Raw genomic sequence first — 20779 nt, 5'->3', positions numbered from 1 at the left:
GGCGGAGAAGCGCCGTGCGGATCCGATGACCCACCGCCTGCCTGCTGCTCCACGGGCCGCGTTCGCGGACCCGTCGTGCCTACACCCACAAGCTGAAGTCACCGATGTACCGGCTGCGCGTGTCGGGGGGCATCCACTTGGCGGCGGGTGCTGGCGCCGTAGCCAGCTCGATCTGGGGTGTCATTGCCGCCCGGCATAGTGGCAGGCCTGATCAACGCCTGGGCCGCATTGACCGGGCCATGCCTACGGGCCGGCCGGCGACATTCCGGCATGGCTGCGTGGCATGGCGTCGCCTGACCCTGCGGACCGGGAGGAGGCGTTCGGTGACTTCCACGGCGCGGTCAACCACCAAGGGGACGTGTATCCGTGCACGATGGCCAGTCTGCCGTTCCTGTACGCCATGGCTGACAACCCGACCACTCCTGACCGCACGTCAGCCAACGTGCTGCTGCGCGTCATCGGCCGTGAAGCCGTGGAACAGGCAGCCTTCTATGCCGGCGTCGGCGGCCGGGCCATGTATGACCCGCGCGCCGGCGATCGGGCAGTCTCCGATTGGGGCGGCGACAGTCCCTGACCACCTGCACTCTGTTGGGTGAAGACACCGCCGCTGCGGAACCCACGTGGCAGCGCAGGCGACTGGAGCCCGTCAACGAGGCGCACGTGAGAGAGCCGGGCCTGGTCGCCATCGGCGCGGCCGCCGCCAGGGCCCGTCCCGGATATCGTGGCCGTTCAGTGCGATGGCTCGTCTGGGGGCTGGTGAGCCGAGAGGAGGGCATGTGACTGCTGTGACTCGTCTGGTCACTTATGTGGATCTGGATAAGGCTGCCACGGACGCTCGGCATACGTCGGTGACCGCACGGCTTGAGGCTGTACTCGCCGATGACCGCAGTCTGGTGCTGTTGGACGACTGCGGATGGAGTTGGACCTCGTCGGCTCCAATGGATACCCGGTTGCAGATCTCAGCCGAGGAAATCGAGAAGGAGGCGCGGACTGTGGTCGGGCCGGATGAGCCGACCGGTGGCGAAACACACGAGCAGATGGTGGCCGGCCACTGGAGCTTCCTGGCCGGCATCCTCACACAGCAGGGCGTGGACGTGGAAGCGCAGGAGTTGGAAGGGCTTTCACATGATGTCGTGCTGAGCGAACACCTGCGAGCACTGATTCGGGACTGAAGAGTATCGACGCTGCAGTGCCCCGCCGGAGAGGCCTCATGTTGACGGGGTGATCGGCCGCGCGAGCTTATCGTCCGTTGAGTTGGGCAGCGACAGCGTCCAGGTGTTCTCGGCTGTGAACCGACAGGTCGGTGCCCTTCGGGAAGTACTGCCGCAGCCGGCCGTTCGGGTTCTCGTTCGAGCCGCGCTGCCAAAGGCTGCCGGGAACACAGGAATGGTCGACACCATGCGGCAGCTGTCGCCCCAATGCCGGCACTGGCATGGCGGCGTTGAGGGTGAACGCGGTATGGCCGGCACCCGTCTGGTCGTGGTGGTCGGCCGGCTGCTGACAGGAAACCGCAACGACTGCCTGGCCTGGGTCGAGTCCGGTGCCAAGCGGGCGGTCGGCAACACTACGACGATCGCGGACGGCGACTATCTGGGTACCGGGCTGATCATGCCCTCTGCCGGCACAAGGGCGAGGAACTGCCCCACTGGAAGAGGCCCACAACAAGAGCCACAAACGGGTTCGCGCCCGCGTCGAGCACGCCTGCGCCCGTATGAAGACCTGGCAGATCTTTCGCGACTGCCGATTGAGAGGCGACGGTGTGCGCCTCGGGCTGCACGGCGTTGCCTGCCTACGCAACCTCGCTCTCATGGGATGACTCCCGCCGCATGCGGGACCTGAGAGGTCCACGGGAGACCGGCCTTGGGGAACATCGGGGTAGGCGATATCGGCTGCCCCGATGTTCCCGAAGGCCGGGGACGGCTCCCCACCTCGCAAGCTCGGAGGAGAATCAGGCGAGGCAGAACTCGTTGCCCTCGATGTCCTGCATCGTGATGCACGACTCGTTGACGCCATCGGCGCGCTGTGTCAGCACGTGTTTCGCGCCGAGCGCCATCAGCCGTGCGCATTCGGCCTCGAGTGTGACAAGGCGCTCCTCACCCACGAGCCCGGCGCCGGCCCGCACATCGAGATGCACCCGGTTCTTGACGACCTTGACTTCAGGCACTCGCTGGAAGAGCAAGCGCGGGCCCACACCCGAGGGATCAGTGCACGCGAAGTAGATCTCATCCTCGGGCGGCAGCGAGCGATGGTACTCCTCCCACGTGGCAAAGCCCTCCGGGACCGTCGGCACGACGTACCCCAGCACCTCGCACCAGAAGGCGGCGAGGCGCGCAGGCTCCGCACAGTCGAAGGTCACTTGGAACTGTTTGATCGTTGACATCGGCGCACGATAACAGGGCCCTGCTCATCTCCCCAGGTCGGGAGGTCCACACGCGGTCGGGAGGAGGCGTCTGCTACCCGCTGCTGTGTCGTGCGGTCGCAGGGGTGAACCGAGGTCAGTGCCTCCCCAAAGGGAACCGGGGATGCGATCCCGGCCAGCCACTCTCGTGCTGCCAATGACCAGTTACGGGACAGCCCCTAAAGCGTGTTGCAGAAGGTTGTGGCCGGGCAGGTCAGGGCCGGTTTGCGGCCGGTCCGGTCATGCGGCGAGGGCGAGGTTGTGCATGTGGGCGACGGCCTGGACCGCGTGGTGGAGGCCGTGGCCGCGCTGGCGGCAGTCGCGGAGGATCTTGTAGTGCTTCATGCGGGCGAAGGCATGCTCGACACGGGCCCGGACCTTATGGTGTTCGGCGTTGTCCTCCTCCTCGCCCGGCAGCAGGGCTCGGTGCGGGACCACAAGCCCGGTGTTGATGTAGGCGCCGTCGGCCAGCACCGTCACGTCCTCGCAGACGGCGGCCAGGCCGGAGTCCCGCCAGGCTTTCGCGTCCGCGGTGTTTCCGGGCACCGGCCGGGCCGCCGCGATGACCAGCTTGGTGTCGGCGTCGATGATGACCTGCACGTTCGCCGAGAACCGGTAGTTGCGTGAGGACGCGCCGGTCTTCCGGTCACGGACCGGGATGAGGGTGCCGTCCACGATCCACAACCGGTCCACCGCGTCGGTGGGGCGGGTGGCCGGCTCGATCGCGAGCAGCGGCCGCAGCCGCTGGATGACCCGGCAGACCGTCGCCGGCGAGACCCCGAACAGCGGTGCGAGCTGCCGCATGGTGAGGTTCGTGCGGTAGTACACGGCCACCAGCAGCACCCGGTTGGCCAGCGGCAGGCACCACGGACGGCCGCCACCGGGCCCGTTTCCGCCCCGTTCCCGCACGACCTTCACCAGCCGTTCGAACTGCCGCATCCGCAGCCCCGTGAACGTCTCCACCCACAACGGCTCAGCCCTCAACACCCCACGCATACAGGGGAAATGCCCGGATCGGAGCCTTCTGCAACACGCTTTAAAGCGTGTTGCAGAAGGTTGTGTCCGGGCAGGGCAGGACCGGTTTCTGGACGGTCTGATCACGTTGCCAGGGCGAGGCTGTGCATGTGGGCGACGACCTGGACCGCGCGGTGGAGGCCGTCGCCGCGCTGGCGGCAGTCGCGAAGAATCTTGTAGTGCTTCATGCGGGCGAAGGCGTGCTCGACACGGGCCCGGACCCGGCGGTATTCGGCGGTTGTCCTCTTCCTCGCCCGGCAACAGGGCCCGGCCGGGGCGTTTGCGGTGCGGGACGACGAACCCGGCGTTGAGCTTTGAAAGCATCATTCCTCCTGAACAGAGCAGGCCGTCCCCAAGGGGACGGCCATTGCCCAAGATCGATTCTGGGTCACCGCGGTGCCTCCTGGCAGCTGCCATTGGCTGGCTCGTTCTTCTCCGCGAAGGACAGCGATTCGTCGGCACCTGCCGGGGAGCGGCGACCAGCCGGGCGCTGAGGGCGGTGCTGCTTCGATGAGGGTGGTGGCGGTGGTGACCTGTCGGCTGCTGTCAGGTCGCTGGGAGGGGAGTTGCGTAGGGGACGAGGTTGTCGGCGTAGTGACCCGTGGTGGAGTCGTAGTCGCCGGAGCAGGTGAGCAGGGCGAGGCGGGCCGTTCCGTTCGCGGAGAAGAGGTCGGCTGGAAGCGCGCTGCGAGAGTAGGTGCGACGCGCCGTGATCCGGTACGTGTGGATGCGGCCGTCAGCCCCCGTCACCTCGACGCGGGTGCCGAGGTCGAGGTCGTGGAGTTCCGCGAAGGCGCCGAGTCCGGCCACGGTGTCGACGTGTCCGGCCAGCAGGACGGTGCCTCGGGCTGACCCGGGGGTGGCGCCCAGGGCCACCATCCGACGTGGTTGCCGTCCTGGGGCAGGGTGAGGTCTCCGTCGCGTGTGGCTGCCACGGCGCTGACGGCGGCGTGCAGCCGGTGCGGCCCGTCGACGGCGACGGCCGCAGGGGGTGAGCCGCCGGAGACGGCCACCGGGGGTGGGTACGGGGGCGTCCGCGCGGGGGCCGAGACGGCGGCGGGCAGGGTTCCCTCGTTCTCCGGAGGCCGGGAGACGTCGAGGAGTACCCGGCCCGCCGTCATCAGCACCGTGCCGGCGCCGAACACGGTCACGGCGCCGGCACGGTGTGTTCGCGACATGTCCGGTCAGCTCCTGCCGGTAGCGCGGCGGCGTGATCGTACGGACCACCATCCGCCGCCGGCCGCGAGAAGGAACCCGCCGGCGACAGCCGCCGTACCGATCACTTCACGGCTGTCGGCGGCAGCTGCGAGCTGCCCGCCGCTGCCCGCGCGGACGGTCTTGGGGGCCTTCGCGGCATGGCGGGTGCCGCCGCGCACCAGGTCCAGGTGCATGGCGACGACCGGGCGGGCGGACTGGGCCGCCGCGAAGACCTCGCTGTTCTTCCCGGCCCGGAGCTCCTGGTCGATCAGAGCCAGGGTCTTGTTGTGCGCGGCCTCCTGGGCGTCCAGCCAGGCTGCGTCGTACATGGGCGTACCGGCCTTGGCCTGGACCGACTTCAGCTTCTGTTCATCCTCCAGCGCCGGCTGTGCCGGGAGGGGCACGCTGAGCTTCTTCGCCAGCGCTGTCACGTCCGCGTCCAGCTTTCCCTGATCGCGCGCCAGCACGCCGCCGACGGCCTTCGCACACGAGGTGGTCACATGCTGTTGTGCGTCCTGCCCGGAGGCGATCTCCGCGAGGTTGCCCTGGTGCGCCGCCTTGATGAACACCCGGTCCTGGTCATTGAGCTCGGCGGCGAGGGCCTGCGGCGCGCAGATGACGGCGGTGGCCGCGGCCGCTATGAGCGCGGTGGAGGATATGACGCTGATCCTCATGGGAGTACTTCCTTCCGCTGGCGGACGCATCCACCGGCACGACACGCGGGCGCCTCTTTAGCACCCGCACGCCATATCGCCCGACACGACACGCCTCTCCTTCGCTCTGAGTGTGCGATTGCCTACAAAGAGTGACAGTCGAACGTGCCGGTCGGCGAGTAGACCGACGACGGGGCCGGACCCTGGTTCTGAATCGCTTGGCTGGGCGCGGGCTACCGAGGGCGCGTGTGCGGATCGCGGAGGCGTCCCGGTCAGCGCCCGGGCCAGGAGAACGGTCCTTCGGCGAGGCCCCGGGCCCCAGAGTCGGGCTGGCCATCGACTCGGGGAGAGACGAGTGAGCGTGCCGCAATGCCTGGCGCGAACTCTTCCAGTGCGATCGTGCCCGGTCACCGTACGCTCGTCGCGATGCGGCCACGGCGGCGACGGAGGCAGGGGGCTGAGGCGGTGCCGAGGCGTGCGGCGACGACGTACGACGACGTACGGGGCGGTGGTCCAGGAGGAGCAGCCGGCGCGGCCGCTGGGCGGCGGTGCGTGAAATCCCGCAGCCGAGCGAGGTCACAGAGGCGTCAGGCCGGTGTCCCGGGGAGCTCCCGGGGAGCACTTGGCGCCTGGAGGTGACGACCGTGGCGCGGGACGGGTGGGCCGGCGGGTCATGACAGCGCACGGCGGCCGACAGGCCGCAGACCTTGGGCCGCCGCGTCCGCGTCGGAGCGCCAGCCGCAGCCCAACGGCCCGCGGCGAGCGCGCTTCCTTCGCGACGAGGCGCGACGAGTGAGAGACCCCTGTCCATCAGCATCGGCGCGCACGGAGTTTCGAGGCGCAGTTCCCGGGAACTCGGTGTCGCGTGGTGGTGTCGTATACGCCGGAGCAGCGCGTGTATCTGCCGGTCTTGTGCGGCGGCTGGCTCACCCAGACGTTCGTGCACTTGGCGTACCCACCCGACCAGGTACAGCGCCTCCTGCCGGAGGTGCTCGCGGTGGACACCCACGAACGGTGGGCGTGGGTGAGCCTCACGCCATTCGTGATGGCCGGCGTGCGACCGCCGGGACTTCCCGCCGCCCTCCCCTCCTTCGAGGAGACCAACCTGCGCACCTACGTGCACGGGCCGGACGGCAGGGACGGGCTGTGGTTCTTGTCCATCGACGTGAACTGCGCGGTCATGCTGGCCGCCCGTACGGTCGGCGCGCCCTACCACCTCGCGCAACTCACCCTGTCGCGCGGCGGCGATGTCCTGACCTACATCGGGTCGCGGGAACGCGGCGGGCCGCGGTATCGCGTCGTGGCGCGTCCGGGCGAGCCGGTCCGGCCGACCCGGCGGGACGTGTGGCTGACGTCGCGATGGCGGGCCTACACACGGCGCTCCGGCGTGCTCTGGCAGACGCCCGTCGAGCACGAGCCCTGGCCGCTACGCGCGGCGCGACTGGAAGGCTTCGAGGAGACCCTCACCCTGGCGGCCGGGCTGCCGCCGCCCGCGCAGGAGCCGCTCGTGCACTTCTCCCACGGCGTCAGGTCCGCCTTGGCGTCTCCCGCCCGGTGCGGCCGACTGCGAGGAGGCAGAGATGAACCCGGTGCTGGTAGCGCGGGCCCAGGGGCTGTTCAACTGGTCGGCGGCGGCTGGCCGCTGCTGCACCTGCGCAGCTTCGAGTGGGTCTTCGGAACCAAGTCAGAGGATTGGCTTCAGCGCACGACGGCCGGGCTGCTGGGCACGGCAGGCTGGAGCATGCTGTTCACCCCGGCCACGCCAGGTACGGCACGCCAGGCCCGCCGCACGGGCCTGGGGACGGCCGTGACCCTGCTGACCGTCGACCTGGTGTACGTGCCGATGGGACGGATTCGCCCGACCTACCTGCTGGACGCGGCGATGCAGGCCGGATGGCTGCTGGCATGGCGCCGGTGCGGCCGACTCGGGCCCGGTGCGGGCGCATGAACCGGACCGCTGCCGGGGAGACCTGACGTACCGGTCCCTGCGGCGTGGCAACCCCAGCCGCACGGTGCCGCGGCTCATCGAACTCACTCGGCAATGGTGGCAGGGGGAGCGGGATGGCCCGCGCGGCGCGGTGAGCGGCGAGCTGTGGGGTTGGAGGGCTGTCATTCCAGGTGGATGACGCTTGTGTAAGGGACTTACCAGGGCCGGCCGGTGTCTTCGGTCAGCGGCACGCTGACCCGGCTCACCGAAGTTTGGCGGGTTGGACTTTGTCCTTCGGACGTTGACCGCTTGCCGCTGTGTCGGAGGCCGGGTCTGACGGCTGTCCCGGAACTGTGGTTGTGGGAGAGCAGTAGCCTCGCCAGGTGCTGGGGTTCTTCCATAGATGCCGCTCGTCCAGGGTCCCGAAGCGCACGTCTCCGCGTTCAAGGTCGGCGAGGATGGGCCAGCAGTCCACCAGCTGCTGTCTCGCATCGCCCGAGGCGAGGTACTGCTCGGAGTTGTAGGGCACGATCAGGAGCCCGTTTCTCTCGCGGACTTGCTCGGTGTCGATGGCGAGAGGTGGCTCGTCATCGCTGGCTGCGCGCGAGAAACGCCACCGCGAGCTGTAGGGGGACGGTGCTGGGCAGGGTCCGGCCGGTGTGCCCCCGTTCGCCGTCTCGTGCGTGGTCTGGGCGTCAGTTGTGGGGTGCCGCGACGTACGCTTCCTTGGGTGTGGTGGTGGGTGTGTAGCGGGTGGCGGTGGATGCGGTCGGGATGAGGTCCCGGTGGATCACCTTGGCCACGGCCTGGATGGTGTTGACGCCGTAGGTCATGGTGCTGTTGCCGTCGGTGAGCACGGTGATGGTGTAGTCGTGGCCGCTGCCCTGGAACGTGCCGATGCTGTGTACGCGCCAGCCGCGGGTGGCGCGCTGGAGCCAGCCGTTTTTGACGTGCACGGTGACGGAGGAGGGTGCGCCGGCGGGGGTTCCCCACCTCTGTGAGGTGATGACGTTGCCCATGAGTTTGAGGATGTAGGCGCGGGAGTTGTCGCTCAGGACGGTGTTCCTGGCGGTGACCAGTGAGAGGAGTCGCTGCTCGTCGGTGGTGTTGATCTGGGTGAGTCCCCAGTAGCCGCCGGACCCCGGCACGGTCCGTGTCATGCCGGCGGCTGCCAGGAAGCCCTTCACCTTGGTGATGCCGAGCTGGTTCCACAGGGTGGTGGTGGCTGCGTTGTCGGACTTGGTGATCATGGCGGTGGCGAGGTCGGCCTCGCGTGAGGTCAGGTACCGGTTGGTCTTCTTGGCGTCCCACAGGAGCGTGGCGAGGACGGTCACCTTCACGACGCTGGCAGAGTCGTACGAGGTCGTGGCACGCAGGGTGCAGGTGGTGTTCGTGGAGCGGTCGCGCAGGCCGACGGCGACGGTGCCGGTGCGCGTGGCGAGGGCGGCGGTGATGTCCCTTTGCAGCTTGGCGGCGAGCCCGGCCTTGCCGGACGTGCAGCTGACCTGCGGCGCGGTGGCGGCGGAAGCGGGCGCCGCGCCCGCGACGGCGGGCAGGAGCATGCCGGCGGCAGCCACGGCCGGAAGTGCGCGGGCGCGCAGGGATATGTGGCGAGTCATGTGGGTCCCCCCTGGAAACGGAACGAACACGCCTGCGGGCGCGCTCGCCTTGCATGACTCTCGAGCGCGCGGATGGTTGTACGAATCCAGCGGAACCGGGGGGATCAGACGCCCCGTGGACCTGATGCCGCCCCCGCGCGAAGGCCCGGCCGTTGGTCCTGGGAACAGTGGCCGGTCACTCCGAGCCCCCGAACTGCCCGAGCAGGTGCCTTCGTCGCGGCTTCCCGGGCTCCTGGCACCGGTTGGTGCTCGGGTGCGACTTCACCGTCTGCGCACTGGGGGAAGGCGAGCTGCTGTGGGTAGTGGCTGCGTGCGTGCCGAAGCTCGGTGGTCATTTCTGCGCCCGGTTCGATCACGTGCAGGGGTGCGTGCAGGGCTGTGATGGGCGGGGCGGGCTGAGTAGTGTGCTGGTCAGGCGGCGGGTTTCGGGGACCCGGGCGCTGCCGGCCCGCGTCCTTGACGGGAGGGGTTCGGCCGGGCCCGGCTCCGTTCAGCTGGCGAAAGACTCTGCGTAGGCACCGAAGGCGTACATCGCTTCGAGGCTGCCCGGTCGTGGCGGGTCGGTCGGGTCCCAGCCCAGCTCCCGGTCCTGGATCACCTGGGTGAGCAGGGGGCGCCAGCGCGTGGCGAGGGTTTCGCGCGCACGGGCCCAGATCCGCAGGTCTGCAATGAGGCCCGGCAGCATCTCACGCATCGATTCGCGCAGGGCCTGGGATGGCACTGCGTCGACGAGGTCGGTGACCTGGGGGCCGGTGAGGGTGATTCCGTGGTTCCTGAGGATCCAGCGGGTGTGCGGGCTGTTGCAGTGGGTGTCCCAGATCAACTCGCGGTGGCAAGTGGTCGCAGAACAGCCACGGAGTTCCGATGCCGGCGACGGCGCGCAGGGACGTGATGTCCGCGTAGGAGCCTTCCAGGTGCTTGGCCCAGAAGCCCGGACGGGTGGGAATCTCGTCGTGGAGCCGGCGGAGCTCTGCCTCTGTGGCCTGGCGGGCAGGACGTACTCGAAGGCAAGCCTCCGATCAGCCGCGTCAACAACCCTGCGAGTCAATTTACCTAGGCCGTGTCGTCAAAACGGACCATGGGCCGGGGGTCGAAGGGTGTGGAGGACGAGGCGGCCTGGTGAGCGAAACCCACGTGTCAGCGCTGCTGTGCATGGGCGATGATCCACCGATGTTGAACGTCACCGGCGCGGACGATGCCGCAAGCACGGCTCTCTTGCTGACCACGATGCATCGGCTGCACAAGCAGCTGGACGATTTCACCACTCAGCTCCACATCGCCTACGACTTCGGCGATGAGTCTGGGCTGGTGCCTGCCATCTTGATCGAAAAACATGCTGTGGGACCTGAACTGAGGACCCACCACTGCTTCGGCTTCTTCGCGGAGGGCGATTCGGATGTCAGTGAGCTGCGGTTCTCGGCAGGTGTGACCATCACCTCAACTGGGTGCATCGTTGAAGCCAAGGTCGATGTCGTTCTTGAACAACCCTTGGGAGAGTTCGGCGCTCATGTCCACACCCTCTATCTTGAGCGGATCGATCAACTTTCCCTCACGGACGCCCTGAGCCGTTTAGAGGAGCAGGTCACGGCGCTCTGCACAATGGGCGATGTACCTAATCGGCTGGGTTTCGATACGCGTTGATCGGTCGTCTCCTCGGCGGCACCACAGGAGACGGGCGTGAGGTCACGCCCGCATGAGGAGTGAAGCCAGGGTGACGGCTGCTTCGTAGGACTGGACGGTCTTGTCGTACCGGGTGGCGATGCCACGCCACTGCTTCAAGCGGTTGAAGCACCGCGCCCGGCCGCTGCGGACACACCGCGGTAGACCGGAAACTGTACGTCCCGCGTTCCTGGACCTCGAACCCCGACCGCGGCCGGGCCGCCGGACTCGCTGACAAGACCGAATTCGCGGTAGACGAGATAGACGGCGACCTGCGCGTTCTCGATCCTGCCCGCGGTGCCGGTGTACTGGCGCTGGACACCGACGGTGTCGGTGCCCTTCTTCACGTCGCCGGTCTCGTCGACCACCAGAACCGCCTGGTCGTCCCGCAGATACTCCACCACGTAGGCCCGCACGTCGTCGCGGACCTGGTCGGCGTCCCACTTGGCTCGCCCGAGCAGGGTCGCGCAGCGTCTGTCTGCCGTCGTGTGTCTGGAGGACTTGTGCAACATGGCGAAGTCTGGTGGGTCCAGTTCGACGAGCGGAGGTTGGTCGTACTGCTGTCGGGAGACGACACGTCCGGGATCCGGGTGATGCAGGTCGTCGCTTCGGCGGGCGTTGACATCAGCGGTCTGGGCATCGAAGTGACGGTCGGCGCCGGTGAAGGACTGCCGTTCGAAGGCGTGCTGCGGCTCGCGTTCCCGCGTCCAGGCTTCACCCCGTGCACGTGGCTGACCACTGTGTCCCGGGACGACCTGATAGAGCGGGCGGCCGTCCTGTCCTCCGGGAAGCTCAGCGAGATTGACGACGCCCTCCGACTCGCTGAACAAGCGCGGGAGCAGACCCCGGCCATGACCGCGAAGCTCAGCGAGATAAGGGATGCCCTCCGTCTCGGTGAACTCGGGTAGACGGAGAAGGAGCCGACGCCCGCTGTGGTCGATGTCGGCGCCGGGGGTCAGACCGGCCAGGTAGGTATCGCGGTCGGTCTCGGTCAGGTGGGCGAGGCAGGCGGTGTGGCCAGGGACATGGACGCCGCGACAGCCGACGGGATCGGTGGGGTCGGCGCCGTGGGCGCAGTGCGGCCAGGACGGTGCCGACGGTGCGGGCGGGGTGTGCTCATGGGGTGACGGCTCCAGGAGAGAAGAGTGCTGGGTTGCTGCCCGGGCGGGTAGCAGCGGGGGCGGGACGGAGGCGCGGGGTCAGCCGCGCCCGGGGTGGAACGCAGCCAGTCACCCTCACCCGCCACAGCCTGCCAGCCGCAGACCATCGCGAACGGGCAGTTCAGTAAACTGGGGCTGGTGCCGCGGTCAGATCCTGGCGCCGGTCAAGACCCGGGACCTCACCACCTCGCCTGTATGCCCACGCCGACGCGCCCCCGCCCTTTCACAGCCCTACGGGGCCGACGAGCCCGCCACCGGGCGGGAGGCGATCCGTATCCGCTGTCCGTCGAACTCCACGACCTCGCCGGCAGTATCAGCAGCCCCGGCTCGCCACGCGCCGCCGATTCGGCGGACCTGGACTGCCGGGCCGCGAGCGCCGGCCATGAACACCGTGGGATCGACCTCCCAGCCGTGCCCAGCTGCTCCAGAGCCGCGGATTCGTCACGGCCGGCCTCCCGGGGCCACTCGAGGGTGCTCATCGTCATCCCCCTGCATCCCGTCGACGGGTCCTTCACCGATCGTGCCACGCGCCACCGACAACGCCGTGTGGCCGGCTACGGGTGTTCCCGGAGGCCGAAGGTCAGCTCTCCACGAGCGCAGCGAGTTTCAGATACGAGACCGAGGCATGGGCCTGCACGTAGGCACCCTGTTCGTCATGTCCGGCGGATCATGCCGTGGTCGCGGGCCGGCCTCGCTCGGGGTGTTCACGAGTGCGTCTGACCAGGCACTCCGGAGGCGTACGAAGATCGCTTCCCAAACCGACGGAGATCTTTCCCACTCGGCCGACGAACGGGCCACCGCCGCTGTAGGACGCAGGGGCGAGGATGGGCGGCATGACGAAGACGGCAGCGGACTACGCGTGGTTCGAGAACGACTTTCCAGACATCGCCGAGGCGTACTGCTTCACCTTGGTACGGGGGCTGTCGCCCGCTGAGCTGATGTCCCGGCTCGAAGGGCGACCGGAGGCGCCCCTGCAGGGCATAGCCGCAGTCGTCGACGCCACCTTCGCCCAGTACGACGAGGAGGACCGGCAGCTGGTCGCCATGACGACGGTGGGCACCTGGACGCTGCTGATCGAGCCCAAAGGCTACCTCGGGGTCACCGAGGAACAGGCACTGCCAGCCTCCGCGGGGGCGAGCTGGGTATCCCACTTCGTCAACATCAACGGCGTCGGCACGTTCCTCTGGGCGGAGAAGCAGGTGCTGCGGCTGTGCTTCGACCCCATGTTTCCGGAGGACCGCTGGGGCACCGAGCCCGACGAACTCCTCGACGTCATGCGACGGATCGGCTTCCACTTCGACGACGACGGTCCAGATCGGGCCATTCGTCGTTCGGTGCACTGGATGTCACGCCAGGTATCCCGCCCCATGGGTGGTGGACGGTAACGAGCCGATAACGACTTCGCACGGTAACCCGCCGAGTCCTCCACTCAAGAGCGTCCGCATGTTCCCGTCGACGCTGAGTACACGATCAGCACCCCCAGCGGGAACGACTGGCCCGCGACGCCTGGGACCGACTACACCACCCTCTTCCAACCTCGCTCACTGCTCTGCGAGCCGGTCGAGGCAGAGGACGATCATTCCTTCCGTACCGGAGCAACCCCGGTCTCGGTCTCGTGGGAACTCGCAGGTAAGTGGGCCGTATACGTCGAGGGCGCTGTCTCGCCAGAAGCCGCCGAACTGATCGTCGAAGAGATGGCCCAGCAGCTCAGCGAAACCACCGGCGAGACAGCCCTCTACTACAGGGTCACCGGCTAGCTGGCTGTGTACGGACCATCGTCCAGCAGTTGCAGTCAGCTGAACGAGCCGTCTGCGCGGGCCGCGAAGCAGGGACAGCCGTCGTGCTCGAACCGCACCTGCCCGTCGAACCTCGACTCGGCATGGGCGCAGGCTCCCCAGTTCCGCCCCAATTCGCCGCTCAGCGCGACCCAGAACCGGCATCCGCCGCACTGCTCGTCGTACCACTCGTCCGGATAGTCGGGCGTTCCGGTCGACCTGTTCAGCAGAGGCAGCCAACGCTCGTGAACCTCGTTGTTGTGGCCACGGTCATCGCCCGTCCACGGCCCGCCAGACACCATCCGCCCCCGCTTGCTCTCGAACGGATTGACAGGCTACACACGGACTCAGCGCAGCGAACTTGACTTCCTAAGCGCCTGAGGTGTCTGGCATGCGAGCGTGGCCGCCGGGCTGCCTCCGCTTGAAGGGCGCCGCAACTGACGGGACCACCTCGAAGACTTCATGGACGGCGTGATCCCGAACCGGTGACAGACCGGCCCCGCATGGTGGGCTGCGGCTAGAAGAGGGCGTCCTGGTCGGGCTCGTCCCGGGGAAGATCAGGAACGTCCTCGCCGCGCCACTTCGCCTCCAGGTACCTTCGCCAGCCCGGCGGCGGCGGAGAGGGGATGCCCCACTCCGCGAGCTGCTTCCTCGTCCACCCGCCCTTCTCGGTGATCGCGGCGGCCACTTCATCAGGGGAGGGCACATAGCTCGGCACGTGTTCATCATGCCCGGCCCAACCCGTGTAGGGGCCCCTGCGAGCCCACGGACATGTCGGTGCGCCGTGGCACGATCGGCGAAGAAGCCGGCAACGAGATACAGAGGGATGGCGATGAGCACGTTCGAGTGGCCGCAGGCGGCGAGCAGCGAAAACTCTGCGGCCCTGGAGCGGTGGCTGGCCGAGCACGGCCGGGAGATCGACCCCACCGTCGTCATGGTCGGCGCGCGGGGCCCGGCGGTGCAGGTGCGTCGGATCGGCCTCGCCTGGCAAGACGGCGAGCCCGGGCTGCTGATCCTGCCGGGCGACGTTGTGGAGTACGACGGTGAGCGGTCCGCGTAGCCGAGTCTTCCACGGTCCCGGCGGACGGGTGAGATCAGATTTCGCCCGCTGCTCCAGGTTGTGGTCCGGGAGAACCTCGGAAGTCGCCGTGCGGCCTGGTGCCAGCCGTGAACACTCGCCTGGAGCGGTATTCGACGGACGGCGGTCAGACGGCCTCGCAGCCATGCATAGCCAGGTCAGAATCGAGGAGACGCTTGCCGGGTCGGAACGTGGCACCTGTGGCGGCTGTGAGTTCTCGGGTCTTGACCGCTGCTAGGACCTGACCGCGGTACCAGCCGGACAGGGCGACCAGCGTCGTCTGCGGGCCTACGCGTACGACCGTCGCCACCGTTCTGCGGCCGTCACTCATTCCACCGCCCCTTCCGTACGTGCTTTGGGGAGTGGGACGGCGATCATGACTCACCGCTCCGGGTCCTGGCCAGAGGCGGTACGGCCTGAAATCGGTCAGTTGCTCCCAAGCGAAGGTGCGGGCTCCATGTGGCCGGGGTACACACCGGGCTGGAGGCGGCGCAGGAGCTCTCCACCGTTGAGGTGGGAGTGCAGGAACCGGGCGTAGTCGGCGTACGGCGGGGCCGGCTCTTCGGCAGGTGGTGGTGTGCTTCGGCGCTGGGCGGGTGTCTTCTTCTTCGGGAGCTGGCCGTGCGCGGCGGCGTGAAGGCGCTGGGCCCCCTCGTCGATGCCGGGCAGGCCGGTCACGGGCGGGGCGCCGACGGTATCGTCGCTTCTTGTGGTGCTCTTGCGGTTATCGTGCCCGGGGGGCATCGGCGGCTGGGCAGGGGGCGGGGGCTCGTGGACGAGACGTTTGACACGGCGGGGGTGGCGCTGTGTTGTGCCGCAGCCATCCGGCTCGGCGGAGCTGCGCAGGTACTGACCGTTCGATCTGACCTGCTTGACCACTACTACCCGATCATGGCGGGGCTGGAGAACATCACGGCGTTTCTTGACGGTCGAGGACTCGACGACGACTTGCTCGACTCTGCTTTCGCCGAGAGCTGGTCCCTGGATGCCAGGTATCCGGCAGGTCTGGCGAGCCACCCTTTCGTCAAAGGATGGTCCTCTCTGGTGTTCGGCACGGTGGTGCTGGCCAGGCCGAAGCAGCAGAACCTTGCGGCGGCGCAGACGTTGGAGTTCGCCTCGAAGGCGGCGGCATCCTGGCCGACCGCCGTCCGAATCGGCCACTTCGACAGCCTGATCCGCTTCGAAGCGATGTGCCAACAAGAGGCGGAAGCCCGGATGCGAGAGGACGGTGTGCCTACTCTGTGGGAACTGACGGAAGATCGGTCGAAGCAGTATCGCCAGGCGGCGAAACAGCTCATCGGGTAGCCGGCGCCGAGCGAACAATAGGGGGAACCTTCATGAACACCATCGACCATCCACTCGTGGCCGCCTACCTCGACGCCGTCGCGCGCGAGACGGCCGAGCTGCCCGCCGAGCGCCGGGCCGAGCTCCTGGCGAATCTGCGCGAGCACATCGAAATGAGCGGCGCCGAGGGCGAGCAGCAGCTGCGCGAGGTCCTCGCGGACCTGGGCGACCCCCACACGGTGGCCGCGTCCGCGCTCGCCGAGGGGTCGCCCGCGCCACGCCGCGCACAGGGCGGGCCGACGACCACGGTCGCGGGCCAGCCGCCCAGGCGTGCCTGGCCCACCCTCGCCATGCTGACCGTGGCCGGGCCGATGTTCCTGTTCAACATCGTCGTGGGGCTGTTCCTGCTGCTGGCCTCGCTGATCATGCTGTGGGACTCGCCGCTCTGGGAGCAGCGGAGCAGAGTGATCGGCACAGTCACCACGACGGCGGTTCCCATGCTGGTGATCATCGGAGGCCTCCCTCACACCCTCCATGTCACTCATACGGCGCGGCTCGTTATCGTGGTGCTCTCGCTCACCGTTCCGGCCATCGGCGCGGCCGTCCTGCTACGCACTGCGCGTCCCACCCCCTGAGCACGGCAAAGGCCGGCCCTTACCTCGACACGACGCGGGGAACTCCTGGAGTTCTGCGCCGACCGGTCCAAAGCGACCCGGATGCGTGGCGACCTGCAGACCATCACGGCCCAGGACGAGCCGGAGCCGCTTCCGCGCCTTGACCGCAAAGACCATGCCCGCGCAGGGAAGAGCCCAGCAGCACGCGTCCGGTCTCGTCCGTGACCACCGCGCACGCCGCAGTCATCGCCGGCCTGGCGGGCGGGAGCCGACGCTCCACCGCGCGCGTGGCGCTGTGACACGACCCTTGCAGGGTGAGCACCACCAGCCCGTCCAGGTCCTCCCGCACACACCGTTCCCAGCCCGACGCGATTAGCGCGAGCTCCTCCTCGTCGAGGGCGACCCCGCGCGTGTCGACCGGCATCGATCCGGCGGTCGGCGTCATGATCAGCAGCTTGCCGCCGGGCCGCAGCCGCTAGCCCAGCGCGTGCAGAATCCTGGCCCTGTCCTTGATGAAGGGGACGACGAGGCGCAGCGCGATCAGGTCGTACCCCTTCTCGTTCAGCTCGGCCCAGTCGTCCTGCTCCAGGTCCAAGGCCAGCCACCGCACCCCCGGCACTTCGCTGTGTTCCTCGCGTGCGCGGGCCAGAGCGCTGTCGGCGAAGTCGACCGCGTCCACCTCGTACCCGACCGAGGCGAGGAACAGGGCCAGGTCGCCGGTTCCGCAGCCGGCGTCCAGCGCCCGGCCGCCACCTTCGGGGGCCGCGACGCGCCGGGTCAGCAGCTCCCGCTCGTCGTCGCTGATCTGCCGGAACCCCCTCCCGTCGGCATAGTGCTTCTCCCACTCGGATCGCACGACATACATCCGTCATCTCCTCACACGACAAGGTCAGTTCAGTTGGTTTGGGGCCGGTGGGTGCCGGCCCGGCGGTCACCCGTCCCAGTCCCAGGTGTCGAAGTAGGCTGCCACTCCTGTGCGGCGCGCTTCCATGACGGCGGTCAACCGGGCGAAGTCCCGCTCCGGCATCAGCCCCCGCCAGCCCTCAAGCGGCAGCACCCGGACCTCGTCGTGCTCGTCGGGCGCGAGGGTGATGCCCGCGATCTGTCGGTCCGAGAGCTGGCCGCCGTCGAAGGCGAGGCCCGAGGTCGCAAACGGCCATGCCGCGCCGGGGAGTCCGAAAACCGCCGCCAGAAGGCGCGGCGGGCCCGGCACCACAAGCCCGGTCTCCTCGGCGGTTTCGCGGACGGCCGTGTCCCACGGCCGCTCGCCCGGATCGGCCGTACCGCCCGGCCTCTGCCAGGGATGCTCCGCGCTGTAGACGGCGCGCAGGTGCACCGGGCGGTCGTCCTCGTCGGTGAAGAACACCCTGCCGAGCACGGTGGCCTTTGCAGCGTCGCCGCGTACTCCTCGGGAGGCAGCCATGTCGAGCTCATGCCCTTCCCTCCCCGGGCGCGGGGGAGAGCCTGGTCATCCGCATCAGGGCCAGCTCGCTCGCGAACCGAACTCCTCATACAGCGGGGCCGCATCCTTGCTCGCGTGCAGCTCGAAGAGGGGGACCCCCGTCCCGTGTCAGGTGGTCCAGCAGCGCGGACACGGTGGCCCGGGCGAGCCCAAGACGCCGGAAGTCGGGGTCGGTGGCGACGAGGTGGATGCGGGCAGCCAGGCCCTTGGGGTAGCGCGGGGCCGAGCCGCTCGGCTAGGTGATCGCGGGTCCTCGTCCGCCCGGCACGCTCGCCGTGTGCCTGCCCCATCAAATTCGGGGTAGTGAGGTTGGCCCAGTGCAGGTCCGCGTGACCGGTGGTGCGGTCGCTGACCCTTGGCGGGTTGATGCCCACGAAGCGGCGGAAGTTGCGGTCGATCCGGGAGTGCCGCACGGCCTCACGGTCGGTCGGCACCTCTGCGAGCGAGCGCGATGCTGCGCGCAGGTCTCGCCACCAGGCATCCAGCAGCCCGGGATCGCGGTCGAGTACGGGGCTGCCGGCGACGACTGCCGGGGTGGTGACGAGTTCGGTGAGCTCGGCCCGGTACGCGTACGCGCCGCAACGTCCAGTCCAGGAGGTTGTGCGGCCGGGGGCGCGGCACCAACTGCGGCACGGCAGTGTCCGCGAGGGCGGTGCCCTCCCACAGTCGTCCACCGGCTCTGTCTGACGGAGCGCAAACGAGGCGAAGCCAGTTCGTGCTGGCACGCCGTCCGAGCGTGCGGCCTTGCCACCCGCGTACCTCCCGGCCCGACGGCGCGACCTGAAAGTCGTTGGCCGCGGCCGCGAACGCGCGACGCATCCGCGCGACGTCCTCGGCTGCGTCCGGGGGTGCAGGTGGTGCCGCCGCCACCGCCACGGTGAACACCGGCGTGGTTATGGGTAGTTACCCTATCTCGCGTCAGTTTGGTCAACGACCTTGGGCAGGTGTCTGGCACGGTCGGCTCTGCGGGAACCGGCCCTGAAGAGGCTGGCCGCATCGCGTCATCCCTGCCGGGACGCTGAGTGCCTGTGTCAGGTCTTTACATGACAAGTCGAGTGGCTTTTGAGCAGGCCAGGGCTTGTCGTGTCTACGGACGGCTACTCGTCACCAGCCGCGTCTTCCCGTCGTTGTGAGAGTGATCGCACACCTGGCATTCCGGAAGGAAAAATCACGTGCTTCGTTCGACCATGGGCCGTGTGGTGGCCGCTGTTCTCTGTACGGCGTCGCTCGTCGTTGTGCAGACGGGGCCGGCCGGCGCCGCTGGCCGTACCGACAAGAAGATCTCCTTCAGCTTCCAGCGGGAGATGGAGACCACTACCTGGAAGCAGAAGCGTGGTTCCACATCCTTCACGGTGACCTGGTGCCGGGAGCGGGAAACGTTCTACGTCGAGTTGCGGCGTTCGGTGATCGGGTCGGACATCAAGCTGGAGGGGCACACGTTGACGTGCGAGAGGGGGAAGAGGGCGTTCTTCACGGCTCACGACGACGGCACCTACTACTTCTACTTGAACAAGCTGCACGACTACGAGTGGGTCAAGGGCAACGCCACGATCGGTTACCCGAGTTGACGTTGACGTCCAGTGGGTGTTCATCACCCTCATGACACGCCGAAACCGCCGCGTTGAGCCGCTCCCCGCCCCTCTTGCGGAAGCGGCCTGACGATCTCCAACTGCCGTTCGGTTGGGCGTCCATGGGCGCCCAACCGAACGGCAACCCTGATCAACAACCAGCCTCATATCGCCGCTACCTGCGGAAAGACGATGTGGCACAGCTTCTGATTCAGAAAAGGGCATGTTGCTCCGCTTCAGGCGCCGGTCGTCGGTTGGGCTGCAATCCGGCGGCCGCGTCCAGTTCGAGGAGGGTGCTCCAGTGCCCGTTGGCGTATCTGGCTTTATCGAGCAGTAGTGACGTCACCTGTCGATGGGTTTGGGAGGCGCCCTGTTCCACGGATGGGTGATGTCGACGAGTTTGGGAGGCACCAAGGTTCTTGCCAGGGCAGCATCGGGATGCTCCTGGTGAAAGGTGCTGGTCATGCCGCGGATGTCGAAGGTCGAGCTGTACGCGGCGATCCGGCGTGACCACCGTGGTGGCATGTCGATGCGGGAGCTTGAGCGCAAGCACGGTGTGACGTGGCGGACGGTGCGGAAGGCGTTGGACTCGTCATGGCCGGAGCCGCGCAAGAAGCTGCCGCCGCGGGCGACCGGGCTGGACCGCTACAAGCCGGTGATCGACGAGATCCTGCGGGCGGACCTGGACGCGCCGCGCAAGCAGCGGCACACGGTCACCCGGATCTTCCACCGGCTGGTCGAGGAACACGGCGCCGACGTCTCCTACGGGATGGTCCGCTACTACGTCGCGGCCCGGAAGCCCGAGATCCTGGTCGAGTCGGGCAAGGCCCCGTTGGAGGCGTTCGTCCCCCAGACCCACCAGCCGGGGCATGAGGCGGAGGTCGACTTCGGCGACGTCACGATCCGCCTCGCCGGCGAGCTGGTGACCTGCTACCTGTTCTCCTTCCGCCTGTCGTATTCGGGCAAGGCCGTCCACCGAGTGTTCGCCTCCTGCGGCCAGGAGGCGTTCTTCGAAGGCCACGTCCACGCGCTGCGGACACTGGGCGGGGTCCCGCGGAGCAAGGTCCGCTACGACAACCTCAAGGCCGCCGTCGCCCGGGTGCTGGGACTCAGCCGGGCGAGGGTGGAAGCTGACCGGTGGATCGCCTTCAAATCGCACTGCGGAATCGAAAGCTTCTACTGCCGCCCGGGCGTCGAGGGCGCCCACGAGAAGGGCGGAGTCGAGGGACAGATCGGCTACTTCCGCCGCAACCACTTCGTCCCGGTTCCCGAGGTCTCATCGCTCGCCGAGCTGAACGAGATGGTCGAGCAGTGGGACCGGCAGGACGACGCCCGCAGGATCGGCGCCAGGTCCCGGACCATTGCTTAGGA

General features: G+C 68.3%; 24 protein-coding genes and 4 pseudogenes. 12 read left to right on the top strand and 16 right to left on the bottom strand.

The window, feature by feature from the left end:
* Positions 1 to 283 precede the first annotated feature (283 nt).
* Complete coding sequence (locus ACWEV0_RS15695) at positions 284 to 574, top strand: hypothetical protein (RefSeq protein ID WP_453149831.1); 291 nt, start codon at positions 284 to 286, stop codon at positions 572 to 574.
* Between the two features lie 202 nt (positions 575 to 776).
* On the top strand, positions 777 to 1172 hold the full coding sequence (locus tag ACWEV0_RS15690) for a hypothetical protein (protein WP_453149830.1): 396 nt from the start codon (positions 777 to 779) through the stop codon (positions 1170 to 1172).
* A 67-nt stretch (positions 1173 to 1239) separates the two neighbouring features.
* Here the strand turns inward: ACWEV0_RS15690 and ACWEV0_RS15685 are convergent.
* Positions 1240 to 1383: pseudogene (locus tag ACWEV0_RS15685) on the bottom strand (IS30 family transposase); the annotation flags it as partial.
* Between the two features lie 78 nt (positions 1384 to 1461).
* Between ACWEV0_RS15685 and ACWEV0_RS15680 the strand changes: the two are divergent.
* A pseudogene (locus tag ACWEV0_RS15680) lies at positions 1462 to 1816 on the top strand (transposase family protein); the annotation flags it as partial.
* A gap of 132 nt (positions 1817 to 1948) precedes the next feature.
* Here the strand turns inward: ACWEV0_RS15680 and ACWEV0_RS15675 are convergent.
* From ACWEV0_RS15675 to ACWEV0_RS15655, 5 genes and pseudogenes are all read right to left on the bottom strand, one after another.
* Positions 1949 to 2380, bottom strand: coding sequence for a VOC family protein (locus ACWEV0_RS15675; protein ID WP_453149829.1), 432 nt, complete (start codon positions 2378 to 2380; stop codon positions 1949 to 1951).
* 258 nt (positions 2381 to 2638) lie between these two features.
* The gene (locus ACWEV0_RS15670; protein ID WP_453149828.1) at positions 2639 to 3394 is read right to left on the bottom strand and encodes a transposase family protein; all 756 of its coding nucleotides are present in this window, start codon (positions 3392 to 3394) and stop codon (positions 2639 to 2641) included.
* Positions 3395 to 3495: 101 nt separating this feature from the next.
* Positions 3496 to 3724, bottom strand: a pseudogene (locus tag ACWEV0_RS15665) (transposase family protein); the annotation flags it as partial.
* Between the two features lie 234 nt (positions 3725 to 3958).
* On the bottom strand, positions 3959 to 4291 hold the full coding sequence (locus tag ACWEV0_RS15660; RefSeq protein WP_453149827.1) for a class F sortase: 333 nt from the start codon (positions 4289 to 4291) through the stop codon (positions 3959 to 3961).
* Between the two features lie 305 nt (positions 4292 to 4596).
* A complete protein-coding gene (locus ACWEV0_RS15655; protein WP_453149826.1) occupies positions 4597 to 5283 on the bottom strand; it encodes a DUF4142 domain-containing protein in 687 nt (228 codons plus the stop codon).
* An 844-nt stretch (positions 5284 to 6127) separates the two neighbouring features.
* On the opposite strand from ACWEV0_RS15655, the gene ACWEV0_RS15650 reads away from it, so the two are divergent.
* Positions 6128 to 7210, top strand: coding sequence for a YqjF family protein (locus tag ACWEV0_RS15650; RefSeq protein WP_453149825.1), 1083 nt, complete (start codon positions 6128 to 6130; stop codon positions 7208 to 7210).
* A gap of 674 nt (positions 7211 to 7884) precedes the next feature.
* On the opposite strand, the gene ACWEV0_RS15645 is transcribed toward ACWEV0_RS15650, so the two are convergent.
* Together ACWEV0_RS15645 and ACWEV0_RS15640 are read right to left on the bottom strand one after the other, a co-directional pair.
* The gene (locus tag ACWEV0_RS15645; RefSeq protein WP_453149824.1) at positions 7885 to 8808 is read right to left on the bottom strand and encodes a serine hydrolase; all 924 of its coding nucleotides are present in this window, start codon (positions 8806 to 8808) and stop codon (positions 7885 to 7887) included.
* Between the two features lie 490 nt (positions 8809 to 9298).
* Positions 9299 to 9631, bottom strand: a complete 333-nt coding sequence (locus tag ACWEV0_RS15640) for a hypothetical protein (RefSeq protein ID WP_453149823.1) — start codon at positions 9629 to 9631, stop codon at positions 9299 to 9301.
* A gap of 296 nt (positions 9632 to 9927) precedes the next feature.
* Between ACWEV0_RS15640 and ACWEV0_RS15635 the strand changes: the two genes are divergently transcribed.
* Positions 9928 to 10449 carry a hypothetical protein gene (locus tag ACWEV0_RS15635; protein ID WP_453149822.1) on the top strand — a complete coding sequence of 174 codons (522 nt, stop codon included), beginning with the start codon at positions 9928 to 9930 and terminating at the stop codon, positions 10447 to 10449.
* Positions 10450 to 10718: 269 nt separating this feature from the next.
* On the opposite strand, the pseudogene ACWEV0_RS15630 reads toward ACWEV0_RS15635, so the two are convergent.
* A pseudogene (locus tag ACWEV0_RS15630) lies at positions 10719 to 10928 on the bottom strand (transposase); the annotation flags it as partial.
* Between the two features lie 42 nt (positions 10929 to 10970).
* On the opposite strand from ACWEV0_RS15630, the gene ACWEV0_RS15625 reads away from it, so the two are divergent.
* Together ACWEV0_RS15625 and ACWEV0_RS15620 are read left to right on the top strand one after the other, a co-directional pair.
* Positions 10971 to 11375, top strand: a complete 405-nt coding sequence (locus ACWEV0_RS15625; RefSeq protein WP_453149821.1) for a type II toxin-antitoxin system PemK/MazF family toxin — start codon at positions 10971 to 10973, stop codon at positions 11373 to 11375.
* Positions 11376 to 12460: 1085 nt separating this feature from the next.
* The gene (locus ACWEV0_RS15620; protein WP_453149820.1) at positions 12461 to 13012 is read left to right on the top strand and encodes a DUF6461 domain-containing protein; all 552 of its coding nucleotides are present in this window, start codon (positions 12461 to 12463) and stop codon (positions 13010 to 13012) included.
* Positions 13013 to 13419: 407 nt separating this feature from the next.
* Here the strand turns inward: ACWEV0_RS15620 and ACWEV0_RS15615 are convergent, their stop codons facing one another.
* A complete protein-coding gene (locus tag ACWEV0_RS15615; RefSeq protein WP_453149819.1) occupies positions 13420 to 13704 on the bottom strand; it encodes a DUF3027 domain-containing protein in 285 nt (94 codons plus the stop codon).
* A 215-nt stretch (positions 13705 to 13919) separates the two neighbouring features.
* A complete protein-coding gene (locus ACWEV0_RS15610) occupies positions 13920 to 14120 on the bottom strand; it encodes a hypothetical protein (RefSeq protein WP_453149818.1) in 201 nt (66 codons plus the stop codon).
* A 114-nt stretch (positions 14121 to 14234) separates the two neighbouring features.
* Between ACWEV0_RS15610 and ACWEV0_RS15605 the strand changes: the two genes are divergently transcribed.
* Positions 14235 to 14462: a hypothetical protein gene (locus tag ACWEV0_RS15605; protein ID WP_453149817.1), complete on the top strand. Its 228-nt coding sequence runs from the start codon at positions 14235 to 14237 to the stop codon at positions 14460 to 14462.
* Positions 14463 to 14906: 444 nt separating this feature from the next.
* Here the strand turns inward: ACWEV0_RS15605 and ACWEV0_RS15600 are convergent, their stop codons facing one another.
* The gene (locus ACWEV0_RS15600) at positions 14907 to 15158 is read right to left on the bottom strand and encodes a hypothetical protein (RefSeq protein WP_453149816.1); all 252 of its coding nucleotides are present in this window, start codon (positions 15156 to 15158) and stop codon (positions 14907 to 14909) included.
* A gap of 93 nt (positions 15159 to 15251) precedes the next feature.
* Here ACWEV0_RS15600 and ACWEV0_RS15595 point away from each other — a divergent pair, with 93 nt between their 5' ends.
* Together ACWEV0_RS15595 and ACWEV0_RS15590 are read left to right on the top strand one after the other, a co-directional pair.
* Entirely contained in the window at positions 15252 to 15785 is a 534-nt protein-coding gene (locus ACWEV0_RS15595) for a hypothetical protein (RefSeq protein WP_453149815.1), read from the top strand.
* A 32-nt stretch (positions 15786 to 15817) separates the two neighbouring features.
* Entirely contained in the window at positions 15818 to 16399 is a 582-nt protein-coding gene (locus tag ACWEV0_RS15590; RefSeq protein WP_453149814.1) for an HAAS signaling domain-containing protein, read from the top strand.
* Positions 16400 to 16502: 103 nt separating this feature from the next.
* On the opposite strand, the gene ACWEV0_RS15585 is transcribed toward ACWEV0_RS15590, so the two are convergent.
* The 4 genes from ACWEV0_RS15585 to ACWEV0_RS15570 form a co-directional block, all read right to left on the bottom strand.
* Positions 16503 to 16823 carry a hypothetical protein gene (locus tag ACWEV0_RS15585; RefSeq protein ID WP_453149813.1) on the bottom strand — a complete coding sequence of 107 codons (321 nt, stop codon included), beginning with the start codon at positions 16821 to 16823 and terminating at the stop codon, positions 16503 to 16505.
* Between the two features lie 30 nt (positions 16824 to 16853).
* Positions 16854 to 17243 carry a class I SAM-dependent methyltransferase gene (locus ACWEV0_RS15580; protein WP_453149812.1) on the bottom strand — a complete coding sequence of 130 codons (390 nt, stop codon included), beginning with the start codon at positions 17241 to 17243 and terminating at the stop codon, positions 16854 to 16856.
* 66 nt (positions 17244 to 17309) lie between these two features.
* Positions 17310 to 17801: an NUDIX domain-containing protein gene (locus ACWEV0_RS15575; protein ID WP_453149811.1), complete on the bottom strand. Its 492-nt coding sequence runs from the start codon at positions 17799 to 17801 to the stop codon at positions 17310 to 17312.
* Between the two features lie 85 nt (positions 17802 to 17886).
* Positions 17887 to 18030, bottom strand: coding sequence for a hypothetical protein (locus ACWEV0_RS15570; protein ID WP_453149855.1), 144 nt, complete (start codon positions 18028 to 18030; stop codon positions 17887 to 17889).
* Positions 18031 to 19012: 982 nt separating this feature from the next.
* On the opposite strand from ACWEV0_RS15570, the gene ACWEV0_RS15565 reads away from it, so the two are divergent.
* Both ACWEV0_RS15565 and istA read left to right on the top strand, forming a co-directional pair.
* Positions 19013 to 19408: a hypothetical protein gene (locus tag ACWEV0_RS15565; protein ID WP_453149810.1), complete on the top strand. Its 396-nt coding sequence runs from the start codon at positions 19013 to 19015 to the stop codon at positions 19406 to 19408.
* A gap of 463 nt (positions 19409 to 19871) precedes the next feature.
* The gene (gene istA / locus ACWEV0_RS15560) at positions 19872 to 20777 is read left to right on the top strand and encodes an IS21 family transposase (RefSeq protein WP_453149809.1); all 906 of its coding nucleotides are present in this window, start codon (positions 19872 to 19874) and stop codon (positions 20775 to 20777) included.
* Positions 20778 to 20779: the final 2 nt, after the last annotated feature.

Source organism: Streptomyces sp. NPDC003943 (genome assembly GCF_053605265.1).
Note: the sequence above shows the minus strand (reverse complement) of the source record. Positions and strands in the feature narration are given on the sequence as shown.